Here is an 18,737-nt window from a genome sequence, read left to right as displayed (position 1 = left end):
CTTTTCGTAAAGTGCTTATCGATTCCGGGACTTCATGGCCCGGTCCATCTCCCGCTTGGCGTCCCGTTTGGCCGCCGATTCCCGCTTGTCATAGAGCTTTTTGCCCCGGGCCAGCCCCAAGCTCAGCTTGACACGGGGGCCCTTGAAGTAGACGCTGAGGGGAATGAGGGAGTAGCCGTCCTGCTTGATGCGGGCAAACAGCCGCATGATCTCCCGCTTGTGCATGAGCAGGCGGCGGGGACGGCGGGGGTCCTTGTTAAAGATGTTGCCCTTTTCATAGGGGCTGATGTGCATCCCAAGGACAGAAAGCTGCCCGTCCTTGATGAGACAGAAGGAGTCCTTCAGGTTCACATTGCCCATGCGGATGGACTTGACCTCGGTGCCCGCCAGCTCGATGCCGGCCTCGAACTTCTCTTCGATGAAGTAGTCGTGATAGGCTTTTTGGTTTCTTGCTACCTGCTTTACGGCCTCGGCCACGGGGGACACCTCCTTCCCGCACCGGTATCTACCGCTGCGTGTTGTACTAATTTAGCATATTTCTGTGGAAAAAGCAAGTGGGGCGTTGGGAAATTGCCCGCCGCTTTCCGCCGGATGTCGGCATCTTTCACCCCAAAACGGCCGGATCGTCCACAGCCGGGGCAAAATTTGTGACTTATTTCACCACCACATTTTCTTCGCCCAGGCGCTCTCGCAGGTCCTCCAGCAGGGAGGGGCGGATGGCGCAGCGGGAGCCCACCCGTTTTTTGCAGTCCTCGAAATAGAGCACCACGTTCTCCTCCCCGGGGAAGAAGGACAGGGCCAGGCGGACCTTGCGCAGGCGGGGGTCCTCCCGGCTGGGCAGGCGGAGATAGAGGGTGTTCACATGGTCGGTCACCGGGGTCAGCTCCAGCTGGCTGAGGGGCTGGACCCCGTCGGCCATGAGCTGGGGCTCCTTCTCGTCCCGCACAGAGATCTTGCCCTGGACCAGCACGGCGTTATTTTCCCGGATATAGCTGCCGCTCTCCTCCAGCACCCGGGAGAAGCACAGCAGTTCCATCGTCCCGGTGCCGTCCTCCAGAGTGACATAGGCCATCAGGGTGTTGTTCCGGGTGGTGCGGGTGCGGTAGGCGGAGATGACCCCGGCGATGGCCACCCGCTGGTTGTCCTGATAGCTCTGGGGGCCCTCCTCCCGGTCGAAGTCGGCCATGATCGAGCCGATGGTCACCGCACCCAGCCGCCGGGCGGCCTCCCGATACTGGTCCATGGGGTGGCCGGAGAGATAGAGGCCGGTGGTCTCCTTCTCCATGCTCATCAGCTCCTGGGGGCTGAACTCGGGCAGGTCGGGCAGATGGAGGGCGGGCAGGGGGGCGGGGCCGGACGGGTCCTCGCCGCCGCCGAAGGAAAACAGGTCCAGCTGGCCCTCCACGTTCCGCTTGCGGCTGGCGGCGATGCCGTCCAGCACCTGGCCATAGACCTGGATCAGCTGGGAGCGGCGGTAACCCATGCGGTCAAAGGCCCCGGCCTTGATGAGGCTCTCCACCACCCGGCGGTTGAGGTCATAGTCAAACATCCGGTCGCAGAAATCCATAAAGTCGGCGAAGGGACCGCCCGCCTGCCGCTGCTCCAGCAGGCTCTGGATCACGCCCCGGCCCACGCCCTTCAGGGCCACCAGGCCAAATCGAATGCCCTCCCCCACCACAGTGAAGTCGGCATAGGACTCGTTCACGTCCGGGGGCAGCAGGGGAATGCCCATGTCCCGGCACTCGGCGATATACTCGGCCACCTTTTCCGTGGAGTCCAGCACGGAGGTGAGCAGGGCGGCCATATACTCCTTGGGGTGGTAGAATTTGAACCAGGCCGTCTCATAGGCCACCACGGCATAGCACACGGCGTGGGCCTTGTTAAAGGCATAGTTTGCAAAGTCGGTGATCTCGTCATAGATGCTCTCGGCCACTGCCTGGGGGATGCCGTTGGCGGCGCAGCCGGCGATGTTTCGCTCCGGGTCCCCGTGGAGGAAGGCGGCCCGCTCCCGCTGGATGTCCTTCAGCTTCTTTTTGGACATGGCCCGGCGGACCATGTCGGCCTGGCCCAGGGAATAGCCAGCCAGCTGCTGGAAGATCTGGATGACCTGCTCCTGATAGACGATGCAGCCATAGGTGTTGGAGAGGATAGGACGCAGGGAGGGGTGCTTATAGGTGATCTTCTCCGGGTTCTGCTTGCAGGCGATGAACCGGGGGATGGAGTCCATGGGGCCGGGGCGGTACAGGGCGATGATGGCGGTGATATCCTCGATGGTCTGGGGTTTCAGCCCCACGCACACGCCGGTCATGCCGGTGGACTCCATCTGGAACACGCCGGAGGTGCGGCCCTCGGACAGCATGTTCATCACCTTGGGGTCGTTCTCCGGGATGTCTTTCAGGGTGAAGCCGGGCTGCTGCGCCTGGACCATCTTCACCGCGTCGTCCAGAATGGTCAGGTTCCGCAGGCCCAAAAAGTCCATCTTTAACAGGCCCAGTTCCTCCAGAGTGGTCATGATATACTGGGTGACGGGCAGGCCGTCGTTGGTGGCCAGGGGCACATAGTCGCACACCGGGCGGCTGGTGATGACCACGCCGGCGGCGTGGGTAGAGGTGTTCCGGGGCATCCCCTCGATGGCCATGGCGGTGTCGATGAGCTTTTTCACCTGGGGGGAGCTGTCGTAGGCATCTTTGAGCTGCTTGGACAGCTTTAACGACTCCTCCAGGGTGATGTGCAGGGCACCGGGGCCGCTGGGGATCAGCTTGGCGACGGCATCCACCTCGGCATAGGGCATGTTCAGCACCCGGCCCACGTCCCGCACGGAGCCCCGGGCGGCCATGGTGCCGAAGGTGACGATCTGGGCCACATGGTCGTGGCCGTATTTCCGGTTGACGTAGTCGATGACCTCCTGGCGGCGGCGGATGCAGAAGTCGATGTCGATATCGGGCATGGACACCCGCTCCGGGTTCAGAAAGCGCTCGAAATACAGGCTGTATTTCATGGGGTCCAGGTCGGTGATGTTCAGGCAATAGGACACCATGGAGCCCGCCGCCGAGCCGCGCCCCGGGCCCACGGGGATGCCGCTGCCCTTGGCAAAGGCGATGAAGTCGGACACGATGAGAAAATAGTCCACAAAGCCCATCTTGCGGATCATGGCCATCTCATATTCCAGCTGCTTGAGATAGTCCGGGGGGCGGTCCGGGTAGCGGCGGGCAAAGCCCTCCAGACACAGGTGGCGGAAATAGTCCTCCCCGTTGTCCCAGCCCTGGGGGAGCTGGAAGTGGGGCAGGTGGTATTTGCCGAACTCAAACTCCACGCTGCACAGCCGGGCGATCTTCTCTGTGTTTTCAATGGCCTCCGGGCAGTCGGGGAAGAGGGAGGCCATCTCCTCCTCGGATTTGACATAGAACTCGCTGGTCTCGAATTTCATCCGCCCCGGGTCGTCCAGGGTCTTGCCCATCTGGATGCACATGAGGATGTCCTGCATCTCTGCATCCTCCCGGCGGAGATAGTGGGCGTCGTTGGTGGCGATGAGGGGGATGCCCGTCTCCTCGTGAAGGCGGCGCAGACCGGCGTTCACCTGCTTTTGGGAGGGGATGCCGTGGTCCTGCAGCTCCAGATAATAGCCGTCTGGGCCGAACAGCTCCTGCATCTCCAGGGCTGTCGCCTTGGCCTGGTCATACTCCCCGGCCAGCAGCAGCCGGGGCAGCTCCCCCGCCAGACAGGCCGAGCAGGCGATCAGTCCGCCGCAGTGCTCCCGCAGCAGGTCCATGTCGATGCGGGGCTTGATATAAAAGCCCTCCAGAAAGGCCTGGGAGACCATATAGGACAGGTTGCGATAGCCCTCCTCGTTCCGGCAGAGGAGGACCAGATGGCGGGACTCGGCATCGAACTCGTGGGCCTTTTGAAACCGGGTGCGGCCCCGGGGGGCCACATACACCTCGCAGCCGATGATGGGCTGGATGCCCTCGGCCTTACAGGCCCGGTAGAAGTCGATGACGCCGTACATCACCCCGTGGTCGGTGATGGCCACCGCCGTCTGGCCCAGCTCCTTCACCCGCTGGACCAGCTTTTTGATGCGGCACGCCCCGTCCAGCAGGGAGAACTCCGTATGCAGATGTAAGTGGACAAAGGACATGTGGTTCCGCCTTTCTTTGGAGTTAGGAGTTAGGAGTTAGGAGTTAGGAGTTAGGAGAGAGCCTTCCCCTGGGGGAAGGTGGCACGGCGAAGCCGTGACGGATGAGGGGGACTTGCGGGGATGCGATGGTCATCGAACGGGCGGCCTCTGTGCCGCCCCGCCGTCGCAGGAACGTGTTTTCTTACAGATACTTCTCCGCGATCTGATCCGGCCCCTTGGGGTTCGCTTTGAACCAGGTGTTGAAATCCTGACCGGAGGCGGCCACGGTGCGGCCCAGGTCAATGAGATAGGCGGGCACGTCTTTTTCCAGCAGCACGCCCACTTCCCGGCCCATGGTCTCCTGACCCTGATGGGCATTGCCGCCCACGAAGAGGAGAAAGCCGGCCTGAGGCTTGCCGTCCACCAGGCGGGAGGACCCCCGGAAGCCCAGCACCCCCGTCTGGTGGGTGCCGCAGGAGGAGGGGCAGCCGGAGATGTGGACCTGGGGCAGGGCTCCGTCGGGAATGCCGGCCCGGCGCACCGCATCCACGCAGGCGTTCAGCAGCCCCTGGGAGTCCCGCATCCCCACCTGGCAGGTGGCGCCGCCGATGCAGCTCACCGAGGTCTCGAACAGGGTGTGGGCCCCGTCGGCGGTGAGGGCCAGGATCTTCGTGGCCTCGCTCCCGGTGAGGTTGATGATATAGGCCGTCTCGTCGGGGGCCAGGCGCATCTCGGTCCCGTCCATGTCCGCCAGAGCGTCGCTGAGGGCGCACAGGGTGTTCAGGTCAGGCTGGCCGCCGATGGGGTGCCAGGCCACAGCATACAGGCCGGGCTGCTTCTGCTGGATGACCCGGGGCCCGGCCACGGACGTGCCATCCCCCGCCTTGGTCACGGGGGCGGGGGAGAGGTGCAGGTCCAGATCCTCGCCGGAGGCGAGGACGGCGTCCAGCTGCTCCTGATAGGCCCGGGCATAGCCCTCCGGCCCGCCGCAGATGTCCTGCATATAGCGGGTGCGGGCCTTGCCCCGGTTTTCATAGTTGCCGTGGGCCCGGAAGGTGAGCCACATGGCCTTGATATAGTAGAGGACCTTGTTGGGGTCCACCCCCTCGGCCACTTTCACGCCGAATCTGGGGTTGTTGCCCAGGCCGCCGGCGGAGTACACGTCAAAGGTCCCGTCAGGCCGGGCGGCAAAGCCCAGGTCCCGATAGGTGGCGTGGGGCAGATTGGCCGGGGAGCTGGAGAAGCAGATCTTCAGCTTGCGGGGCATCTTCTCCGCCTTGATAAAGTTCATGGCATAGTCGCCCGCCGCCTGGGCGTAGGGCAGCACGTCGAAATATTCGCCCGCTTCCACGCCGGACAGGGGGGAGCACATGGTGTTGCGGGGAAAGTCGCCGCCGCCGCCCATGGTGACGATGCCGTGGTCCAGGGCCTGCTCCATAATGGGGTACAGGGCCTGGGGCAGCAGATCGTGGAGCTGGATGGACTGGCAGGTGGTAAAGTGGGCCCGGGGGACGGAATAGGTGCGGATGGCCTGGGCCACAAAGGCCAGCTTGTCCCGGGTGACCCGCCCGGCGGTCATGCGCAGACGGAGCATGCTGGCCTTGCCGCCCTTTTGGGCATAGCTGCCGTACAGACCGGAAAAACCCTTATATGCGCCCTTGTCCAGGGTACCGGCATAGAATTCATCCGTCTTTTCCCGGAAGGCGGGCAGGTCCTGCTTCCAGCTTTGAGGGTCGATGGTGTGCATAATTCCTCTCTCCTTGCTTTCTGCCCGGCAGATGCGGGCGGCCTTTTCCTACATTATACTACGGAAACGGGGAAGTTTACAATCCCGCTTTTTTTGCAGGACATCTTGCGGGACGGTGGGATTTCGGCTATACTGAAGGCAAGAAAAATTGCCGCGCACTGCGCGGCATGTGGTATCATGTGGTATACAGAAGGAAAGGAAGGGTTTTGCGTGAGCGAGAGCAAGTACAGCGTGACCCTGGGCCAGATCATCAAGGAGTTTGACCTGGAGGTCTTATGCGCCGCCCCCAATTATGAACAGGTGCCCCTGCACACGGTGGACGTGAACCGGCCCGGTCTGCCCCTGTCCGGGTTTTTCGAGCATTTTGACACCAAGCGCCTGCTGCTGATGGGCCTGACGGAGACCGCCTTTGTGGCGGGGATGACGACAGAGCAGCGCAGGGAGAGCTTTGAGCGGCTGCTGGAGTATCCCGTCCCCGGCCTGATCATCACCCGGGGGCTGGTGGCCTTTCCCGAGTGTCTGGAGGCCGCCCAGGCCCATGGGCGGACGGTGCTGCGCACCAAGGCCCAGACCTCTGCCTTTATGAGCGCCCTCATCGGCAGCCTTTATAACTATTTGGCCCCCCGCATCACCCGCTCCGGCGTGATGATGGAGATCTACGGCGAGGGCGTACTCATCCAGGGAGAGTCCGGCGTGGGCAAGAGCGAGGTGGCCATCGAGCTCATCAAGCGCGGACACCGAATCATCGCTGACGACGCAGTGGAGATCCGGGAGACCAACCACGGTACCCTGGAGGCCAACGCCCCCGAGCTCATCCGCCACTATATGGAGCTGCGGGGCATCGGCGTCATCGACGTGCGCCGCCTGTTCGGCATGGGCGCCATCAAGCTGAAGCAGCAGATCGACATGGTCATCAATCTGGAGCCCTGGAACGACAACACCGTGTACGACCGCCTGGGGCTGGACCAGATGCAGACGGAGGTGCTGGGGGTAAAGCTGCCCTCCATCACCATCCCGGTAAAGCCGGGCCGGAACCTGGCCAGCATCGTGGAGGTGGCGGCCATGAACAACCGCAACCGGAAGATGGGCCACAACGCTGCCCTGGAGCTGACCCAGCGGATGGACCGGCATTTTGAGCAGAACGGCCTGGGCGACGAGCTGGACGAGGAGGACTGAACATGTATTATGTGGGCGTAGACGTAGGCGGGACCAACCTGGTGGCCGGTCTGATGAACGAGGACTGCGAGATATTGGACAAGGCCAGCCACCCAGTGGATCACAGCCAGACCCCGGAGCAGCTGTGCGGGGAGATCGTCCGGCTGGCAAAGCAGGTGTGCCAGTCCGGGGGCGTGACGGAGAAAGAGGTCCGGGCGGTGGGTATCGGCCTGCCCGGCCAGGTGAACAACAAGACGGGCATCGTAGTGCGTACCCCCAACATGCCCTTTCAGAACACCCCTGTGCGGCAGCTGTTCCAGCGGCAGTGGGATATGCCCGTGTTCTTGGGCAACGATGCAGACTGCGCCGCCATCGGAGAATACCGCAGCGGCTCGGCCAAGGGCTGCAGCCCGGCAGTGACGGTGACGCTGGGCACGGGCATCGGCGCGGGCATGGTGGTGGATGGCAAGCTGTTCACCGGGTTTGCCGGCAGCGGAATGGAGGTGGGCCACATGATCATCCACCCCAATGGACACCTGTGCGGCTGCGGCAACCGGGGCTGCTGGGAGCAGTACGGCTCGGCAAGCGCCCTGATCCAGATGACCCTGCGGGAGATGGAGTGCAGCCGGGACAGTCTGCTGTGGCAGCTGTGCGGGGGGGACAGGAGCAAGGTCCAGGGCCGCACCGTGTTCCAGGCTGCACGCCAGGGGGACGAGACCGCCCACCGGGTGCTCTATTCCTATCGCTCCGGCGTGGCCATCGGACTCATCAATTTGGTGAACATCCTTCAGCCGGAGGTCATCTGCATGGGCGGCGGCGTGAGCAATGCCGACGACGACCTTCTGCTGGACCCGGTGCGGGAGCTGGTGCGCCAGGGCTCCTTTGACAAGACCATGCCCACCCGCCTGGTCCGGGCCTCCCTGGGCAACGATGCCGGGGTGGTGGGCGCGGCCATGCTGTGCGACTCTATCTGAGCCAATACCTGTCCCATACGCTGCCCTCCGCACCGAAAAAATGCGAAGGGCGCGTTTTTCTGCCCACGCCCCCTTCAAATTCCCCTGGGCTTCTGCTATAATATAACCTCAATGAATTGCTGTTTTGGAGGTCCCTATGGATCGTTTTGAATGGTTACAACAGGAGCTGGCCCGGCGGTGCCCCGGGCTGGAGGTGCGGGCGAACGAGCCCATGTCCCGGCACACGTCCTTTCGCATCGGCGGCCCGGCCCGGCTGATGGCCCTGCCCAAGTCGGCCGTCCAGGCCAAGGCCGCCGTGCTGGCCGCCCGGGAGGCGGATATTCTGCCCTTTTTCCTGGGCAACGGCTCCAACCTGCTGGTGCCCGACGAGGGGGTGGAGCGTTTTCTCCTCCAGCCCGCCGGGCGGTACTCCGCAGACCCGCTGAATCGGGTGTGGGAGGAGAACGGACAGCTGTGTGCCGGGGGCGGCGTATCCCTGGCCATGCTGGCAAACGCCGCCCAGGGGAGAGCGCTCACGGGGCTGGAATTTGCCTCCGGCATCCCCGGCTCTGTAGGGGGTGGGGTGGTGATGAACGCCGGGGCCTATGGCGGGGAGATGGCCCAGGTGCTGGTCTCCGTCACCGCCCTGGACCTGGATGGCAGTATCCAGACCATCCCCGCTGAAAGCTGCGGCCTGGGCTATCGGAAGAGTGTCTTCTCCGACGGACAGCGCCTGGTGCTGGAGGCCCGCTTTCAGCTGAGCAGCGGCGACCCCGCAGCCATCCGGGCCCGGATGGACGAGCTGGCCGCCCGGCGGAAGGAGAAGCAGCCCCTGGAGTATCCCAGCGCCGGGTCCATGTTCAAGCGGCCGGAGGGCTATTTTGCCGCCGCCCTCATCGACCAGTGCGGCCTGAAGGGCTTTGCCGTGGGGGGAGCCCAGGTGTCGGAAAAGCATGCGGGCTTTGTGGTCAACCGGGGGGGCGCCACCTGCGCCGACGTGCTGGAGCTGGTGCGCCAGGTGCAGGCCCGGGTGCAGGAGCAGACCGGAGTGGCGCTGGAGATGGAAGTGAAAGTGCTGCGCTGATTCCTGTGTGTATAAAAGAGAGGGAGAATTATGGAATTTGTGATTATTTCCGGCCTGTCCGGGGCGGGGAAGAGCAAGGCGGCCTCCTTTATGGAGGATATGGACTTTTTCTGTGTGGACAACCTGCCCGCCCCCCTCATCCCAAAATTTGCCGAGCTGGGCATGGCCGGGTCGGGGGAATATGACCGGGTGGTGCTGGTGACAGACATCCGGGGAGGCACCAACTTCAACAGCCTGTTCCGGGCCCTCCAGGACTTGACGGACATGCAGTGCGAGTATCACATCCTGTTTATGGAGGCGGCCACCGAGGTCATCATCAAACGGTATAAAGAGACCCGCCGCAGCCACCCTCTGGCTGAGGAGTGCGACAGTCTGGAGCAGGCCATCGAGCTGGAGCGGAAGATGCTCTCTCCCCTGCGGGAGCGGGCGGACTATGTGATCGACACGTCCAATCTGTCCACCGCCAAGCTGAAGGGGGAGCTGCGCCGCCTGTTCGCCAAGAGCGGCTCGTCCCAGGGCCGGATGGACGTGCGGGTGAGCTCCTTCGGCTTTAAATACGGCATCCCCATGGAGGCTGATCTGGTCTTTGACGTGCGCTTTCTCCCCAACCCCTATTATGTAGCTGAGCTGCGGCCCATGAACGGCCTGGATGCCCCGGTGCGGGACTATGTGTTCCAAAGCCCGGTGACGGACGAGTTCTTGTCCCGGCTGGGGGACTTTGTGGGTTGGCTGCTGCCCCGGTATGAGGAGGAGGGCAAAACTGCCCTGGTGGTGGCTGTGGGCTGCACCGGAGGTCACCACCGGTCCGTGGCCGTGGCCCACGCCCTGGCCGACCTGGTGCGCCGGGCGGGCTTCCCCGTGTCGGAGAGCCACCGGGACCTGGGCCGGAACTGAAAACACTGGGAGAGGAGCCGAACTATGGCTGAACTGTCCGTCAACCCCCAGCAGTGGGAGCGAGGACCCAAGATCGTCGCCGTGGGCGGCGGCACAGGCCTGTCCACCATGCTGCGGGGGCTGAAAAAATACACGAAAAACCTCACCGCCGTGGTGACGGTGGCCGATGACGGCGGCGGCTCCGGGATGCTGCGCCGGGACATGGGCATGCCGCCCCCGGGGGATATCCGCCATTGCATGGAGGCCCTGGCCAACACCGAGCCCATCATGCAGAAGCTGCTGACCTATCGCTTTACCGAGGGGTCCCTGGCCGGGCAGTCCTTCGGCAACCTGATCCTGGCCGCCCTGAACGGGGTCACCGGCTCCTTTGAGGAGGCGGTGAGCCAGATGAGCCAGGTGCTGGCCATCACCGGCCAGGTCATCCCCGTCACCAGCGCCGACGTACAGCTGGAGGCCGTGTTTGAAAACGGCGTCCGGGTGGTGGGGGAGTCGAAAATCTATCACGTGAAAAAGGAGCAGGACTGCCGCATCGCCCATGTGGCCCTGATCCCGGAGCATCCCGCCCCCCTGCCCGCCGCCCTGGCGGCCATCCGGGAGGCGGACCTGATCCTGCTGGGGCCGGGGAGCCTCTATACCAGCGTCATCCCCAATCTGCTGGTGGACGGGGTGGCCCAGGCCATCGCCCAGTCGGACGCGCCGAAAATTTATGTGTGCAACATCATGACCCAGGAGGGGGAGTCGGAGGGCTACACCGCCGCCGACCATCTGGAGGCCCTGCTGGCCCACGGCTGTCCCGGCCTGGTGGACCTGTGTCTGGCAAACTCCACCCCCATGCTGCCCGGTCTGGTGGAGAAATATCAGGCGGAGGGGGCGGCCCCCCTGGTCATTGACCGGGAGCGCATCGCAGCCTTAGGGCTGGAGCTGGTGGAGCGGCCGGTGGCTGCCCATCACGGCGACTTTGCCCGCCATGACCCGGACAAGCTGGCCGAGGCCCTGCTGGAGATCTACCGCCGCCGGGCGGTGCGCATCTTCCGGGGGGCGCGGCGCTATATTTTGGAGGAGTGACCCATGTCCTTTTCATCTGAGGTGAAGCAGGAGCTTTGCCGCGTGCCCCTAAGCCGAAAATGCTGTGCCCAGGCCGAGTGCTATGGGGTGCTGCTCTACTGCAATACCTTCTCCCCCAGAGAGATCCGGGTCATCACCGAGAGCGACTCCTTTGCCCAGCGCCTGCCCCAGCTGCTGCGCCGGGCCTTTCGCTTCTCCTTTGACCGCCTGCCCGACGGGGAGGGCAAGCACATCTTCGCCGTGGAGGACCCCCGCAAGCTCTCCGCTGTGCAGCAGCTGCTGGGGGGGGATGACCGGGCCCCGGCGCTGCACATCAACTTCGGCGTGCTGGAGGAGAAGTGCTGCCGGGCGGCCTTCCTCCGGGGGGCCTTTCTGGCCGGGGGCTCCGTCACCGACCCGAGAAAGGGGTATCACCTGGAACTGACCACCTCCCACCTGAGCGTGGGCCGGGAGATGCTGGCGCTGATGCGGGAGATGGGCTTAGAGCCCAAGGCGGCCCAGCGCAAGGGCAACTCCGTGGTCTATTTCAAACAGAGCGACCGCATCGAGGACCTGCTCACCTCCATCGGGGCGCCCCTGTCCGCCATGGAGGTGATGAATGCCAAGCTGGAGAAGGACCTGCGGGGCAGCGTGAACCGCCGGGTGAACTGCGACGCCGCCAACCTGGACAAGGCGGTGGAGGCGGCCATGACCCAGGTGGAGTCCATCCGCCGCCTGGAGGAGCAGGGCCGCCTGGCCCTGCTGCCGGAGAAATTGCAGGAGACGGCCTCTCTCCGCCTGGCCCACCCGGAGGACACCCTGTCCCAGCTGGCCCAGCGGTATGATCCGCCCATTACCAAATCCGCCCTGAACCACCGCCTGCGCAAGCTGGTGGAGCTGGCGAAGGCGGAGGCGGAATCCCCCCGCCGCTGATGCGGCCCTCCCCCCTTTCACAAGGGGGGCTGATTTTTCTTCTCGATGCAGAAAGCAGGTGTTGACATATGGCCTATTTTCCCTTTTTTGTGGACCTGTCCGGCCAAAGAGGGCTGATCGTGGGCGGGGGGACAGTGGCCCTGCGCAAGGCGGAGAAGCTGCTGCCCTATGGCCCGGAGCTGACGGTGGTGGCCCCGGAGCCCATCCCGGCCCTGACTGCCCTGCCGGTGACGCTGGAGCGCCGGAGATTCCGGGAGACGGACCTGGAGGGGGCCAGCTTTGTCATCGCCGCCACCGACGACCGGGAGGAGAATCACCGGATATCCGCCCTGTGCCGGGGGCAGAACGTTCCGGTGAATGCGGTGGACGACCGGGAGGCCTGCAGCTTTCTCTTCCCGGCGCTGGTGCGGCGGGGAGATCTGTCTGTGGGCATCTCCACCGGGGGCAGCAGCCCCACCGCCGCCGTCTGGCTGAAGGAGCAGATCGAAGGGCTGCTGCCGGAGCATACCGAAGAAATTCTGACCTGGCTGGAGGGGCAGCGGCCGATCCTAAAGGCGCGTCTGCTCCACCAGCGGGAGCGGGCGGCCTGCTTTGCCCGGCTGTTCGCCGCCTGTCTGACGCTGGGGCGGCCTTTGACGGAGCAGGAGCGGGAGCGGGAGCTGGGGGAGGACACCTATGGCTGAGCGGAAACTGGGCCGAGTCTATCTGGTGGGGGCCGGGTGCGGCAGAGCCGATCTCATCACCCTGCGGGGAATGCGGCTTTTAGAGGGCTGCGACGCGGTGGTGTATGACGACCTCATCGACCCGGCCCTGCTGGACCTGGCCCCCCTAGACGCAGAGCGGCGCTATCTGGGCAAGCGGTGCGGGAAGCACTCCGCACCCCAGGAGGACATCTCCGCCGCCCTCATTTCCCTGGCCCGGGAGGGCAAGACGGTGGTTCGGCTGAAGGGGGGCGACCCCTTCGTCTTTGGCCGGGGCGGGGAGGAGCTGCTGGCGCTGAACCGGGCCGGGGTGCTCTGCGAGGAGGTCCCGGGGATCACCTCCGCCGTGGCCATTCCCGCCGGGGCGGGCATCCCGGTGACCCACAGAGGCTTAAGCCGCAGCGTTCACATCATCACCGGCCGCACCGCAGATACGCCGGACGGCCTGCCCGAGGACTTTTCCGCCCTGGCCCGGTGCGGGGGGACGCTGGTGTTCCTTATGGGTCTGAGCCATCTGGAGGTCATCGCCCGCCGGCTGGTGGAGGAGGGCCGTTCCCCGGACACCCCCGTAGCCGTGCTGTCCGGGGGGAACAGCCCCCGACCCGCCGACGTGCGGGGCACCCTGGGGGACATCGCCCGGCGGGCCGGGGAGGTGCAGCCCCCCGCCGTCATTGTGGTGGGGGAGGTGGCCGCCCTGCATTTCAAGCAAGAGGAGCGCCGTCCTCTAACCGGGGTCCGGGTGGGCTGCGCCGGGACGGGGGAGCTGGTCCGGGCCCAGCGGGAACGGCTGGAGCCCTTGGGCGCTCAGATAGTCTGGACGACCCGATTGGGGTTAAAACCCCTGGAGCCGCCGGCGCTGCCGTCCCTGCTGGAGGAGGACCGCCCCCAGTGGCTGGCGTTCACCAGCGCCCGGGGAGTGGAGCGGTTTTTCTGCCTGTTGGGGCAGTATCGCCTGGACCTGCGGCGGCTGGGCCGGTGCAGACTGGCCGCCATCGGCCCCGCCACCGCCCGGATGCTGGAGGACCGGGGGCTCTATCCCGAGGTGTGCCCAGCGGGCCGCACGGGGGAAGCGCTGGCCTGGGCTCTGGCAGAGGCGGCTTGCCCCGGGGAGCGGGTGCTGCTGCTCCGCTCCGCCCAGGGCTCCCCTGAGGTGACGAACACGCTGAGAGAAGCGGGGCTGGAGGTACACGACCTGGCCCTCTATGCCGCCAAGGCCCTGCCCGGACCGGAGCCATTGCCGGAACTGGACGTGCTCACCTTCGGCAGCGCCGGGGGCGTACAAGCCTTTGCAGAGCAATACGGCCCCGTGGCGCTCCCCGCCGTGGCCATCGGCCCCGTCACCGCCCGGGCGCTGGAGCGGGCCGGGATGCCCGCCCGGATGGCCCAGGAGATCTCCGCCGAAGGTCTGGCCCGGGCCGTGCTGGCGTGGGCGGAAGCGCGAAAGAAGTAAAAATATCCCGCTGTGTTTGGTCAGATGCTGGGCCTGTCATTGCGAGGAGGGACGAAGCCCCGATGCAGCGATCCGTAACTCCCGTCCAAAAGACGAGGGGAAACGGATCCCCACGTCGCTGCGCAGCCGTTGGCAGCTTTGCTGCCTTACGGATGCGGCGTGCCCCTTGCGGGTACTGCACTCCTCGGAATGACAAGTTCAGGATAGCATGTTGACCAAATGCAGCGGGACAAATTTTTCAATCAGAAAAATAAAATTAAAGCTTGACTTTAATAATATTAAAGATTATACTAAAGTTACACAGAGAGGAGGGGAGCAGATGGCGTTGGAGACGCTGCCGGAGTGGATGACCGGCCTGGAGGAGGAGGACGCAGTCTTTCTGAAAAAGTTTGTGCTGGCCTCCGGCTCTTTAAAGGAAGTGGCGGGGGAGTACGGCGTGACCTATCCCACGGTGCGGCTGCGGCTGGACCGGGTCATTCAAAAAATTCGCATGGCGGAGGACGTGGCCGCCGACCCCTTTATCGCCGCCGTGAAGCGGCTGGCCATCAACGAGCGGCTGGACCTGGACACGGCCAAGCTGCTCATTGCGGAGTATAAAAAGACCCGGACCCCGGACCGGGACAAGTGAGGAGGACTGTATTATTATGATGATGGCTTCCATCGTGACCCTGCCTGTGCTGGTATTTACCATGTGTCTGGGACTGCTGCCCATTGCCCTGCTGGTAGTGCTGCAGGTGTTTTTGTGCCGAAAGAGCGGAAAGCTGGGGCTGATCCTGCCCATTTTATCCCTGCTGCTGTCCTTTGCGCTCACCAGCGTGGCGCTCATCAACTGCGTCACCCCGGCGTCGGCCTCCAGCATGGTGACGGTGGACGAAAACGGCAATGTGGTGGAGGAGGTCCTCCCCCAGCCCGAGTTCTATCCCCCCACCGGGGGCGAGATCGCTGCGCTGATCGCCCTGTTTCTCACCTGCAACATCCCCACGGCGGCCTTTGGCGGCATCTGGCTCTATTACAAGAACCGCCGCGACTTTCAGGACGGCCTGCGGAAAATGAACATTCAGGACTTGGAGTAAATCAAGTAAAAATCGCTCCTGTTTCCGGTGAAATAGCCGGGAACGGGAGCGATTTTGTTATGATCTGTTATAAAATTTCGGTGTCGGGCACCTGCTGGATGTGGTGCTTTTTCGCGTAGCCGGTGAGGATCAGGGTCAGGGCCCCGTCGCCGGTGATGTTGCAGGCGGTGCCGAAGCTGTCCTGCAGGGCGAAGATGGTCAGCATCAGGGCGGTGCCGTTGTTGTCAAAGCCCAGCACGCTGGTGATGAGCCCCAGAGAGGCCATCACCGTGCCCCCGGGCACGCCGGGAGCTCCCACGGCGAACACGCCCAGCAGCAGACAGAACAAGATCATAGTTCCCGGGGCGGGCAGAACCCCGTACAGCACCTTGGACACGGTCATGACGAAGAATACCTCGGTGAGGACCGAGCCGCACAGGTGGATGTTGGCGAACAGGGGGATGCCGAAGTCCACCAGGTCCCGGCGGAGGACGGAGGACTTGCGGGCCCCGTCCAGGGCCACAGCCAGGGTGGCAGCGGAGGACATGGTGCCCACGGCGGTGAGATAGGCCGGGCCATAGTGGCGCAGCACCTGCCAGGGGTTTTCACCGGAATAGACCGCCGCCAGACCATACAGCACCGCCAGCCACAGATAGTGCCCCACCAGCACGATCAAAATGACCAGCAGGAACACGGGCAGCTGCCGGGTGATGGAGCCCTCGTAGGCCAGGCCGCAGAAGGTGCCGGCGATGAAGAAGGGCAGGATGGGGATGATGACCCGGGTGACCACCTCCAGCACGATATGCTGGAACTCCTCCAGCAGGCGGATGATGGTGCCCGCCTGGGTCCAGGTGGCGGCCAGACCGATGAGCACGGAGAACACCAGGGCGGAGATCACCGGCATGATGGGGGAGATCTCCAGCTGGAACAGCAGCTCCGGCGCGGTGCGCAGACCTTCGGCAGAGGACTGGATGGACATGCCGGGGATGAGGACGAAGCCCGCTCCGGCGGACAGCAGGGCGGCGCACACCGACGAGGTGTAGGCCAGGACCAGGGACAGCCCCAGCATCCGGGAGGCGTTGCTCTTCAGCCGGGTGATGGAGGGGGCGATGAAGCCGATGACGATGAGGGGTACACAGAAGGAGATGAGAGATCCCAGCAGGTTCTTCACCGTGAGGATGACCTGCATCACCGTCTCGCCCAGGCCACCGGAGGCCTCGCCGCCCGCCCACAGGCCGATGAAGATGCCGGCCAGAACGCCCAGCACCAGGCGGGCAGGCAGACTGCCCAGTAGTTTTTTCATAGTAACACACAACCTTCGTTTTTACTCTCTCTGCTTCCCCAAAAGGCGGGGAAACAGGCCCATTGTACCACAGGCGGGGATCAACTGCAAGAAAAAATCGGGGGAAATGCACGGGATCGGGGTCAGCCCGCTAGCAGGTGCTCCACCAGTATTTTTGCTCCCATAAGCACCAGCACTGCGCCGCCCAGCAGCTCCGCTCGGCTTTGAAATCGGGTGCCGAATACCGCTCCCACTTTCACGCCAACAGCGGAGATGACAAAAGTGGTCCAGCCGATGAATAGGACGGCGGGAAGAATGTCCACCTGTAAAAAAGCAAAGGTGACCCCAACGGCCAGAGCATCGATGCTGGTGGCCACGGCCAGGGGAAGCATGGTGCGGAAGGAAAAGGAGCTGTTCAGCGGCTCCTCTCCGCACTCCCTTGACTCCCGGATCATGTTCACGCCGATGATCCCCAGCAGGATAAAGGCGATCCAGTGGTCCAGGCTGTCGATCATGGTCTGGAAGCGCACCCCCAGCAGCCAGCCCAGCAGGGGCATCAGGGCCTGGAACAGACCGAAATAGCCTCCGCAGATCAGGCTGTGGCGCAGGCGCAGCCGGGGGGCGGATAGTCCCTTGCAGATGGATACGGCAAAGGCGTCCATAGAGAGCCCCACCGCAATGACAAACAGCTCCCAAAGGTCCATATAAATCTCCTCCTACATTGGTCGGACACGAAAAAAGACCTACCTGTCCCGTAGGACAGATAAGTCTCATCGTTTCAGACCCGGCCAGGAGAGGCATCTTCTCCAGAATGTTGACCGGGCCGCGCGGCGCGCCGACTACTCCCTTAAAGTCTGACCAGTTTACCACACCAGACCGTCCCTGTCAACGCTATTCCGGCGGAAACAAAAATATGCGGGAATATGCGGAAAAAACGTTTGTTTTCCACCGGGCAGAGGGACTTAGTGCAGCATGAAGAAGGTATAGGTGGCGGTGGCCACCACCGCCCCCTGGTCGTTGGTCATCTCCAGGGCTACCACCGACAGGGTGCGGCCCAGCTTTTTGGGGGTGGCGGTACAGTAAATTTTGCTGCCGTTTGCCGGGCGGAGGTATTCGATGGAGCAGCCGGAGGTGACGCAGGTGCCCCCCTTAGAGCAGGCGCAGCAGCCGCCCACCGTGTCCGCCAGGGTGGACAGGGCCCCGCCGTGGACGTTGCCATGAGGGTTGATGCTGTCCGGGCCCACGGTGAGCTCTCCCTTGGCATAGCCCGGGCCAACATCGGTGATGACGATGCCGTTTTCAAAGGCGAATTGGTGGGGGGAGTTGACCAATCGAATGATGGAGACATTGTACTCTTCGGGATGCATAGGTGTGCTCCTTTCCCTTGCAGATGTGTGTTTGCAGTATATTGTACCCCATAGGCGCACCGGGGTCAACGGAAAGCGTGCAGGATGCAGCCCGCCGCAGCCGTTCATCTTTTTTGCGCCTGGATGGAATGTCCGATCTGTTCACGGCATAAAATGACAGGGGATCTCGGTGAAGACGGAAACAATTCTGTAACTCTTTTGCTACCATCTCGTAACGATTCCGATAAGAAGGTAACACGGCCGGGGTGCTATACTATAGTCAAGATGAAAGAATATCACCCGATCCCTTGCGGAAGGAGGTCCCCCACATGAAATTGAAAAAAATGCTGCTGACCCTGACTGCCGCCGCTGTGCTGGCGGTGTCCATCCCCTTTGCGGCCATGGCCGTGAACGGCGGGGAGATTGCCCTGCCCGCCGGGGACGAGACCGTCTTTGTGCCCGGCTCTATCCCCGCCGAGACGGGGGCAGTGGAGTCCATGACGCCCGCCCTCCACGCCGGACTGCTCACCCTGCTGCACCTGGGGGACGATGCCCTGACTAGTGAGCAGGGCCGGTGGGAGACGGTTTATAACATGCTCTCCCTCTATGGTCAGCTGGACGAGCGGGCGGACAGCGGCGATGGCCTGCTGACGGTTCCCGCCGAGACTGTGCTGGACTTCTCCGTCGCCCTCCCCGGCGGCCCGGTGGACCTGAACACCCTGCCGGAGGAACTGGCGGACCGGATGACCTATCTGGCCGATCAGGACAGCTTCCGGGTGGTGTGCGGCGACGATAACCTGGCCGAGATCCGGCTGGATCGCTCCAGCGTGGAGCGGGATAAGCTGGTCCTGTCCGGCAGCCTGGTCTACTCCGTGGACGACAGCGTGCTCACCGGGTTCCGGGCGGTGCTCCGGCCTGCCGACAACCTGTTTGGCTATCAGATCGAGGCGCTGACCCTGGCCTGAGGGCCGACAAGCTTGCG

Annotated in this window: 17 protein-coding genes; 11 read left to right on the top strand and 6 right to left on the bottom strand. The window is 63.9% G+C overall.

The features are described 5' to 3' along the window. Positions 1-15: 15 nt before the first annotated feature. The 3 genes from smpB to H8S55_RS04275 form a co-directional block, all read right to left on the bottom strand. Complete coding sequence (smpB, locus tag H8S55_RS04285) at positions 16-477, bottom strand: SsrA-binding protein SmpB (protein WP_147562211.1); 462 nt, start codon at positions 475-477, stop codon at positions 16-18. A gap of 175 nt (positions 478-652) precedes the next feature. Beyond that, positions 653-4,135 (bottom strand): DNA polymerase III subunit alpha, encoded by a 3,483-nt coding sequence (locus H8S55_RS04280; protein ID WP_186877964.1) that lies wholly within the window; start codon positions 4,133-4,135, stop codon positions 653-655. A gap of 181 nt (positions 4,136-4,316) precedes the next feature. Further along, the gene (locus H8S55_RS04275) at positions 4,317-5,861 is read right to left on the bottom strand and encodes a nitrite/sulfite reductase (protein ID WP_186877963.1); all 1,545 of its coding nucleotides are present in this window, start codon (positions 5,859-5,861) and stop codon (positions 4,317-4,319) included. 210 nt (positions 5,862-6,071) lie between these two features. Between H8S55_RS04275 and hprK the strand changes: the two genes are divergently transcribed. The 10 genes from hprK to H8S55_RS04230 all read left to right on the top strand — a co-directional run bounded on the left by hprK (position 6,072) and on the right by H8S55_RS04230 (position 15,148). Continuing rightward, positions 6,072-7,037 (top strand): HPr(Ser) kinase/phosphatase, encoded by a 966-nt coding sequence (gene hprK / locus H8S55_RS04270; protein ID WP_366467335.1) that lies wholly within the window; start codon positions 6,072-6,074, stop codon positions 7,035-7,037. Between the two features lie 2 nt (positions 7,038-7,039). Continuing rightward, positions 7,040-7,990: an ROK family protein gene (locus tag H8S55_RS04265; RefSeq protein ID WP_186877962.1), complete on the top strand. Its 951-nt coding sequence runs from the start codon at positions 7,040-7,042 to the stop codon at positions 7,988-7,990. Positions 7,991-8,126: 136 nt separating this feature from the next. Continuing rightward, positions 8,127-9,053 (top strand): UDP-N-acetylmuramate dehydrogenase, encoded by a 927-nt coding sequence (murB, locus tag H8S55_RS04260; RefSeq protein WP_186877961.1) that lies wholly within the window; start codon positions 8,127-8,129, stop codon positions 9,051-9,053. Positions 9,054-9,083: 30 nt separating this feature from the next. Then, a complete protein-coding gene (gene rapZ / locus H8S55_RS04255; protein ID WP_147562217.1) occupies positions 9,084-9,947 on the top strand; it encodes an RNase adapter RapZ in 864 nt (287 codons plus the stop codon). 24 nt (positions 9,948-9,971) lie between these two features. Beyond that, positions 9,972-11,012 carry a gluconeogenesis factor YvcK family protein gene (locus tag H8S55_RS04250; RefSeq protein ID WP_186877960.1) on the top strand — a complete coding sequence of 347 codons (1,041 nt, stop codon included), beginning with the start codon at positions 9,972-9,974 and terminating at the stop codon, positions 11,010-11,012. Positions 11,013-11,015: 3 nt separating this feature from the next. Continuing rightward, a complete protein-coding gene (whiA, locus tag H8S55_RS04245; RefSeq protein ID WP_186877959.1) occupies positions 11,016-11,924 on the top strand; it encodes a DNA-binding protein WhiA in 909 nt (302 codons plus the stop codon). A gap of 68 nt (positions 11,925-11,992) precedes the next feature. Beyond that, positions 11,993-12,607: a precorrin-2 dehydrogenase/sirohydrochlorin ferrochelatase family protein gene (locus H8S55_RS14050; RefSeq protein ID WP_243200453.1), complete on the top strand. Its 615-nt coding sequence runs from the start codon at positions 11,993-11,995 to the stop codon at positions 12,605-12,607. Next, positions 12,600-14,075, top strand: coding sequence for a uroporphyrinogen-III C-methyltransferase (gene cobA / locus H8S55_RS14045; protein ID WP_243200452.1), 1,476 nt, complete (start codon positions 12,600-12,602; stop codon positions 14,073-14,075). The genes H8S55_RS14050 and cobA overlap by 8 nt, the downstream gene beginning before the upstream one ends. A gap of 319 nt (positions 14,076-14,394) precedes the next feature. After that, the gene (locus tag H8S55_RS04235; protein ID WP_186877958.1) at positions 14,395-14,703 is read left to right on the top strand and encodes a DUF2089 family protein; all 309 of its coding nucleotides are present in this window, start codon (positions 14,395-14,397) and stop codon (positions 14,701-14,703) included. A gap of 16 nt (positions 14,704-14,719) precedes the next feature. Continuing rightward, complete coding sequence (locus H8S55_RS04230; protein WP_147562223.1) at positions 14,720-15,148, top strand: hypothetical protein; 429 nt, start codon at positions 14,720-14,722, stop codon at positions 15,146-15,148. A gap of 67 nt (positions 15,149-15,215) precedes the next feature. Here H8S55_RS04230 and H8S55_RS04225 read toward each other — a convergent pair whose 3' ends face one another. The 3 genes from H8S55_RS04225 to H8S55_RS04215 all read right to left on the bottom strand — a co-directional run bounded on the left by H8S55_RS04225 (position 15,216) and on the right by H8S55_RS04215 (position 17,776). After that, the gene (locus H8S55_RS04225; protein ID WP_186877957.1) at positions 15,216-16,430 is read right to left on the bottom strand and encodes a dicarboxylate/amino acid:cation symporter; all 1,215 of its coding nucleotides are present in this window, start codon (positions 16,428-16,430) and stop codon (positions 15,216-15,218) included. A gap of 122 nt (positions 16,431-16,552) precedes the next feature. Then, positions 16,553-17,113, bottom strand: coding sequence for a manganese efflux pump MntP (locus H8S55_RS04220; RefSeq protein WP_186877956.1), 561 nt, complete (start codon positions 17,111-17,113; stop codon positions 16,553-16,555). A gap of 258 nt (positions 17,114-17,371) precedes the next feature. Continuing rightward, positions 17,372-17,776, bottom strand: coding sequence for a PaaI family thioesterase (locus tag H8S55_RS04215; protein WP_186877955.1), 405 nt, complete (start codon positions 17,774-17,776; stop codon positions 17,372-17,374). Between the two features lie 308 nt (positions 17,777-18,084). Between H8S55_RS04215 and H8S55_RS04210 the strand changes: the two genes are divergently transcribed. Continuing rightward, a complete protein-coding gene (locus H8S55_RS04210) occupies positions 18,085-18,720 on the top strand; it encodes a hypothetical protein (protein ID WP_186877954.1) in 636 nt (211 codons plus the stop codon). The last annotated feature ends 17 nt before the right edge of the window (positions 18,721-18,737 follow it).

Origin of the sequence: Flintibacter faecis, assembly GCF_014287875.1 — a bacterium.
In the GTDB taxonomy this organism is placed as follows: Bacteria; Bacillota; Clostridia; order Oscillospirales; family Oscillospiraceae; genus Lawsonibacter; species Lawsonibacter faecis_A.
The sequence above is the reverse complement of the archived record's forward strand: the minus strand, read 5'-3'. Positions and strand labels throughout refer to the sequence as shown.

Excerpts from the sequence above, each read along its gene's own strand:
- H8S55_RS04280 (WP_186877964.1), bottom strand. The coding sequence starts at position 4,135 with ATGTCCTTTGTCCACTTACATCTGCATACGGAGTTCTCCCTGCTGGAC.
- H8S55_RS04275 (WP_186877963.1), bottom strand. The coding sequence starts at position 5,861 with ATGCACACCATCGACCCTCAAAGCTGGAAGCAGGACCTGCCCGCCTTC.
- H8S55_RS04265 (WP_186877962.1), top strand. The coding sequence starts at position 7,040 with ATGTATTATGTGGGCGTAGACGTAGGCGGGACCAACCTGGTGGCCGGT.
- murB (WP_186877961.1), top strand. The coding sequence starts at position 8,127 with ATGGATCGTTTTGAATGGTTACAACAGGAGCTGGCCCGGCGGTGCCCC.
- rapZ (WP_147562217.1), top strand. The coding sequence starts at position 9,084 with ATGGAATTTGTGATTATTTCCGGCCTGTCCGGGGCGGGGAAGAGCAAG.
- H8S55_RS04250 (WP_186877960.1), top strand. The coding sequence starts at position 9,972 with ATGGCTGAACTGTCCGTCAACCCCCAGCAGTGGGAGCGAGGACCCAAG.
- whiA (WP_186877959.1), top strand. The coding sequence starts at position 11,016 with ATGTCCTTTTCATCTGAGGTGAAGCAGGAGCTTTGCCGCGTGCCCCTA.
- H8S55_RS14050 (WP_243200453.1), top strand. The coding sequence starts at position 11,993 with ATGGCCTATTTTCCCTTTTTTGTGGACCTGTCCGGCCAAAGAGGGCTG.
- cobA (WP_243200452.1), top strand. The coding sequence starts at position 12,600 with ATGGCTGAGCGGAAACTGGGCCGAGTCTATCTGGTGGGGGCCGGGTGC.
- H8S55_RS04235 (WP_186877958.1), top strand. The coding sequence starts at position 14,395 with ATGGCGTTGGAGACGCTGCCGGAGTGGATGACCGGCCTGGAGGAGGAG.
- H8S55_RS04230 (WP_147562223.1), top strand. The coding sequence starts at position 14,720 with ATGATGATGGCTTCCATCGTGACCCTGCCTGTGCTGGTATTTACCATG.
- H8S55_RS04225 (WP_186877957.1), bottom strand. The coding sequence starts at position 16,430 with ATGAAAAAACTACTGGGCAGTCTGCCTGCCCGCCTGGTGCTGGGCGTT.
- H8S55_RS04220 (WP_186877956.1), bottom strand. The coding sequence starts at position 17,113 with ATGGACCTTTGGGAGCTGTTTGTCATTGCGGTGGGGCTCTCTATGGAC.
- H8S55_RS04215 (WP_186877955.1), bottom strand. The coding sequence starts at position 17,776 with ATGCATCCCGAAGAGTACAATGTCTCCATCATTCGATTGGTCAACTCC.
- H8S55_RS04210 (WP_186877954.1), top strand. The coding sequence starts at position 18,085 with ATGAAATTGAAAAAAATGCTGCTGACCCTGACTGCCGCCGCTGTGCTG.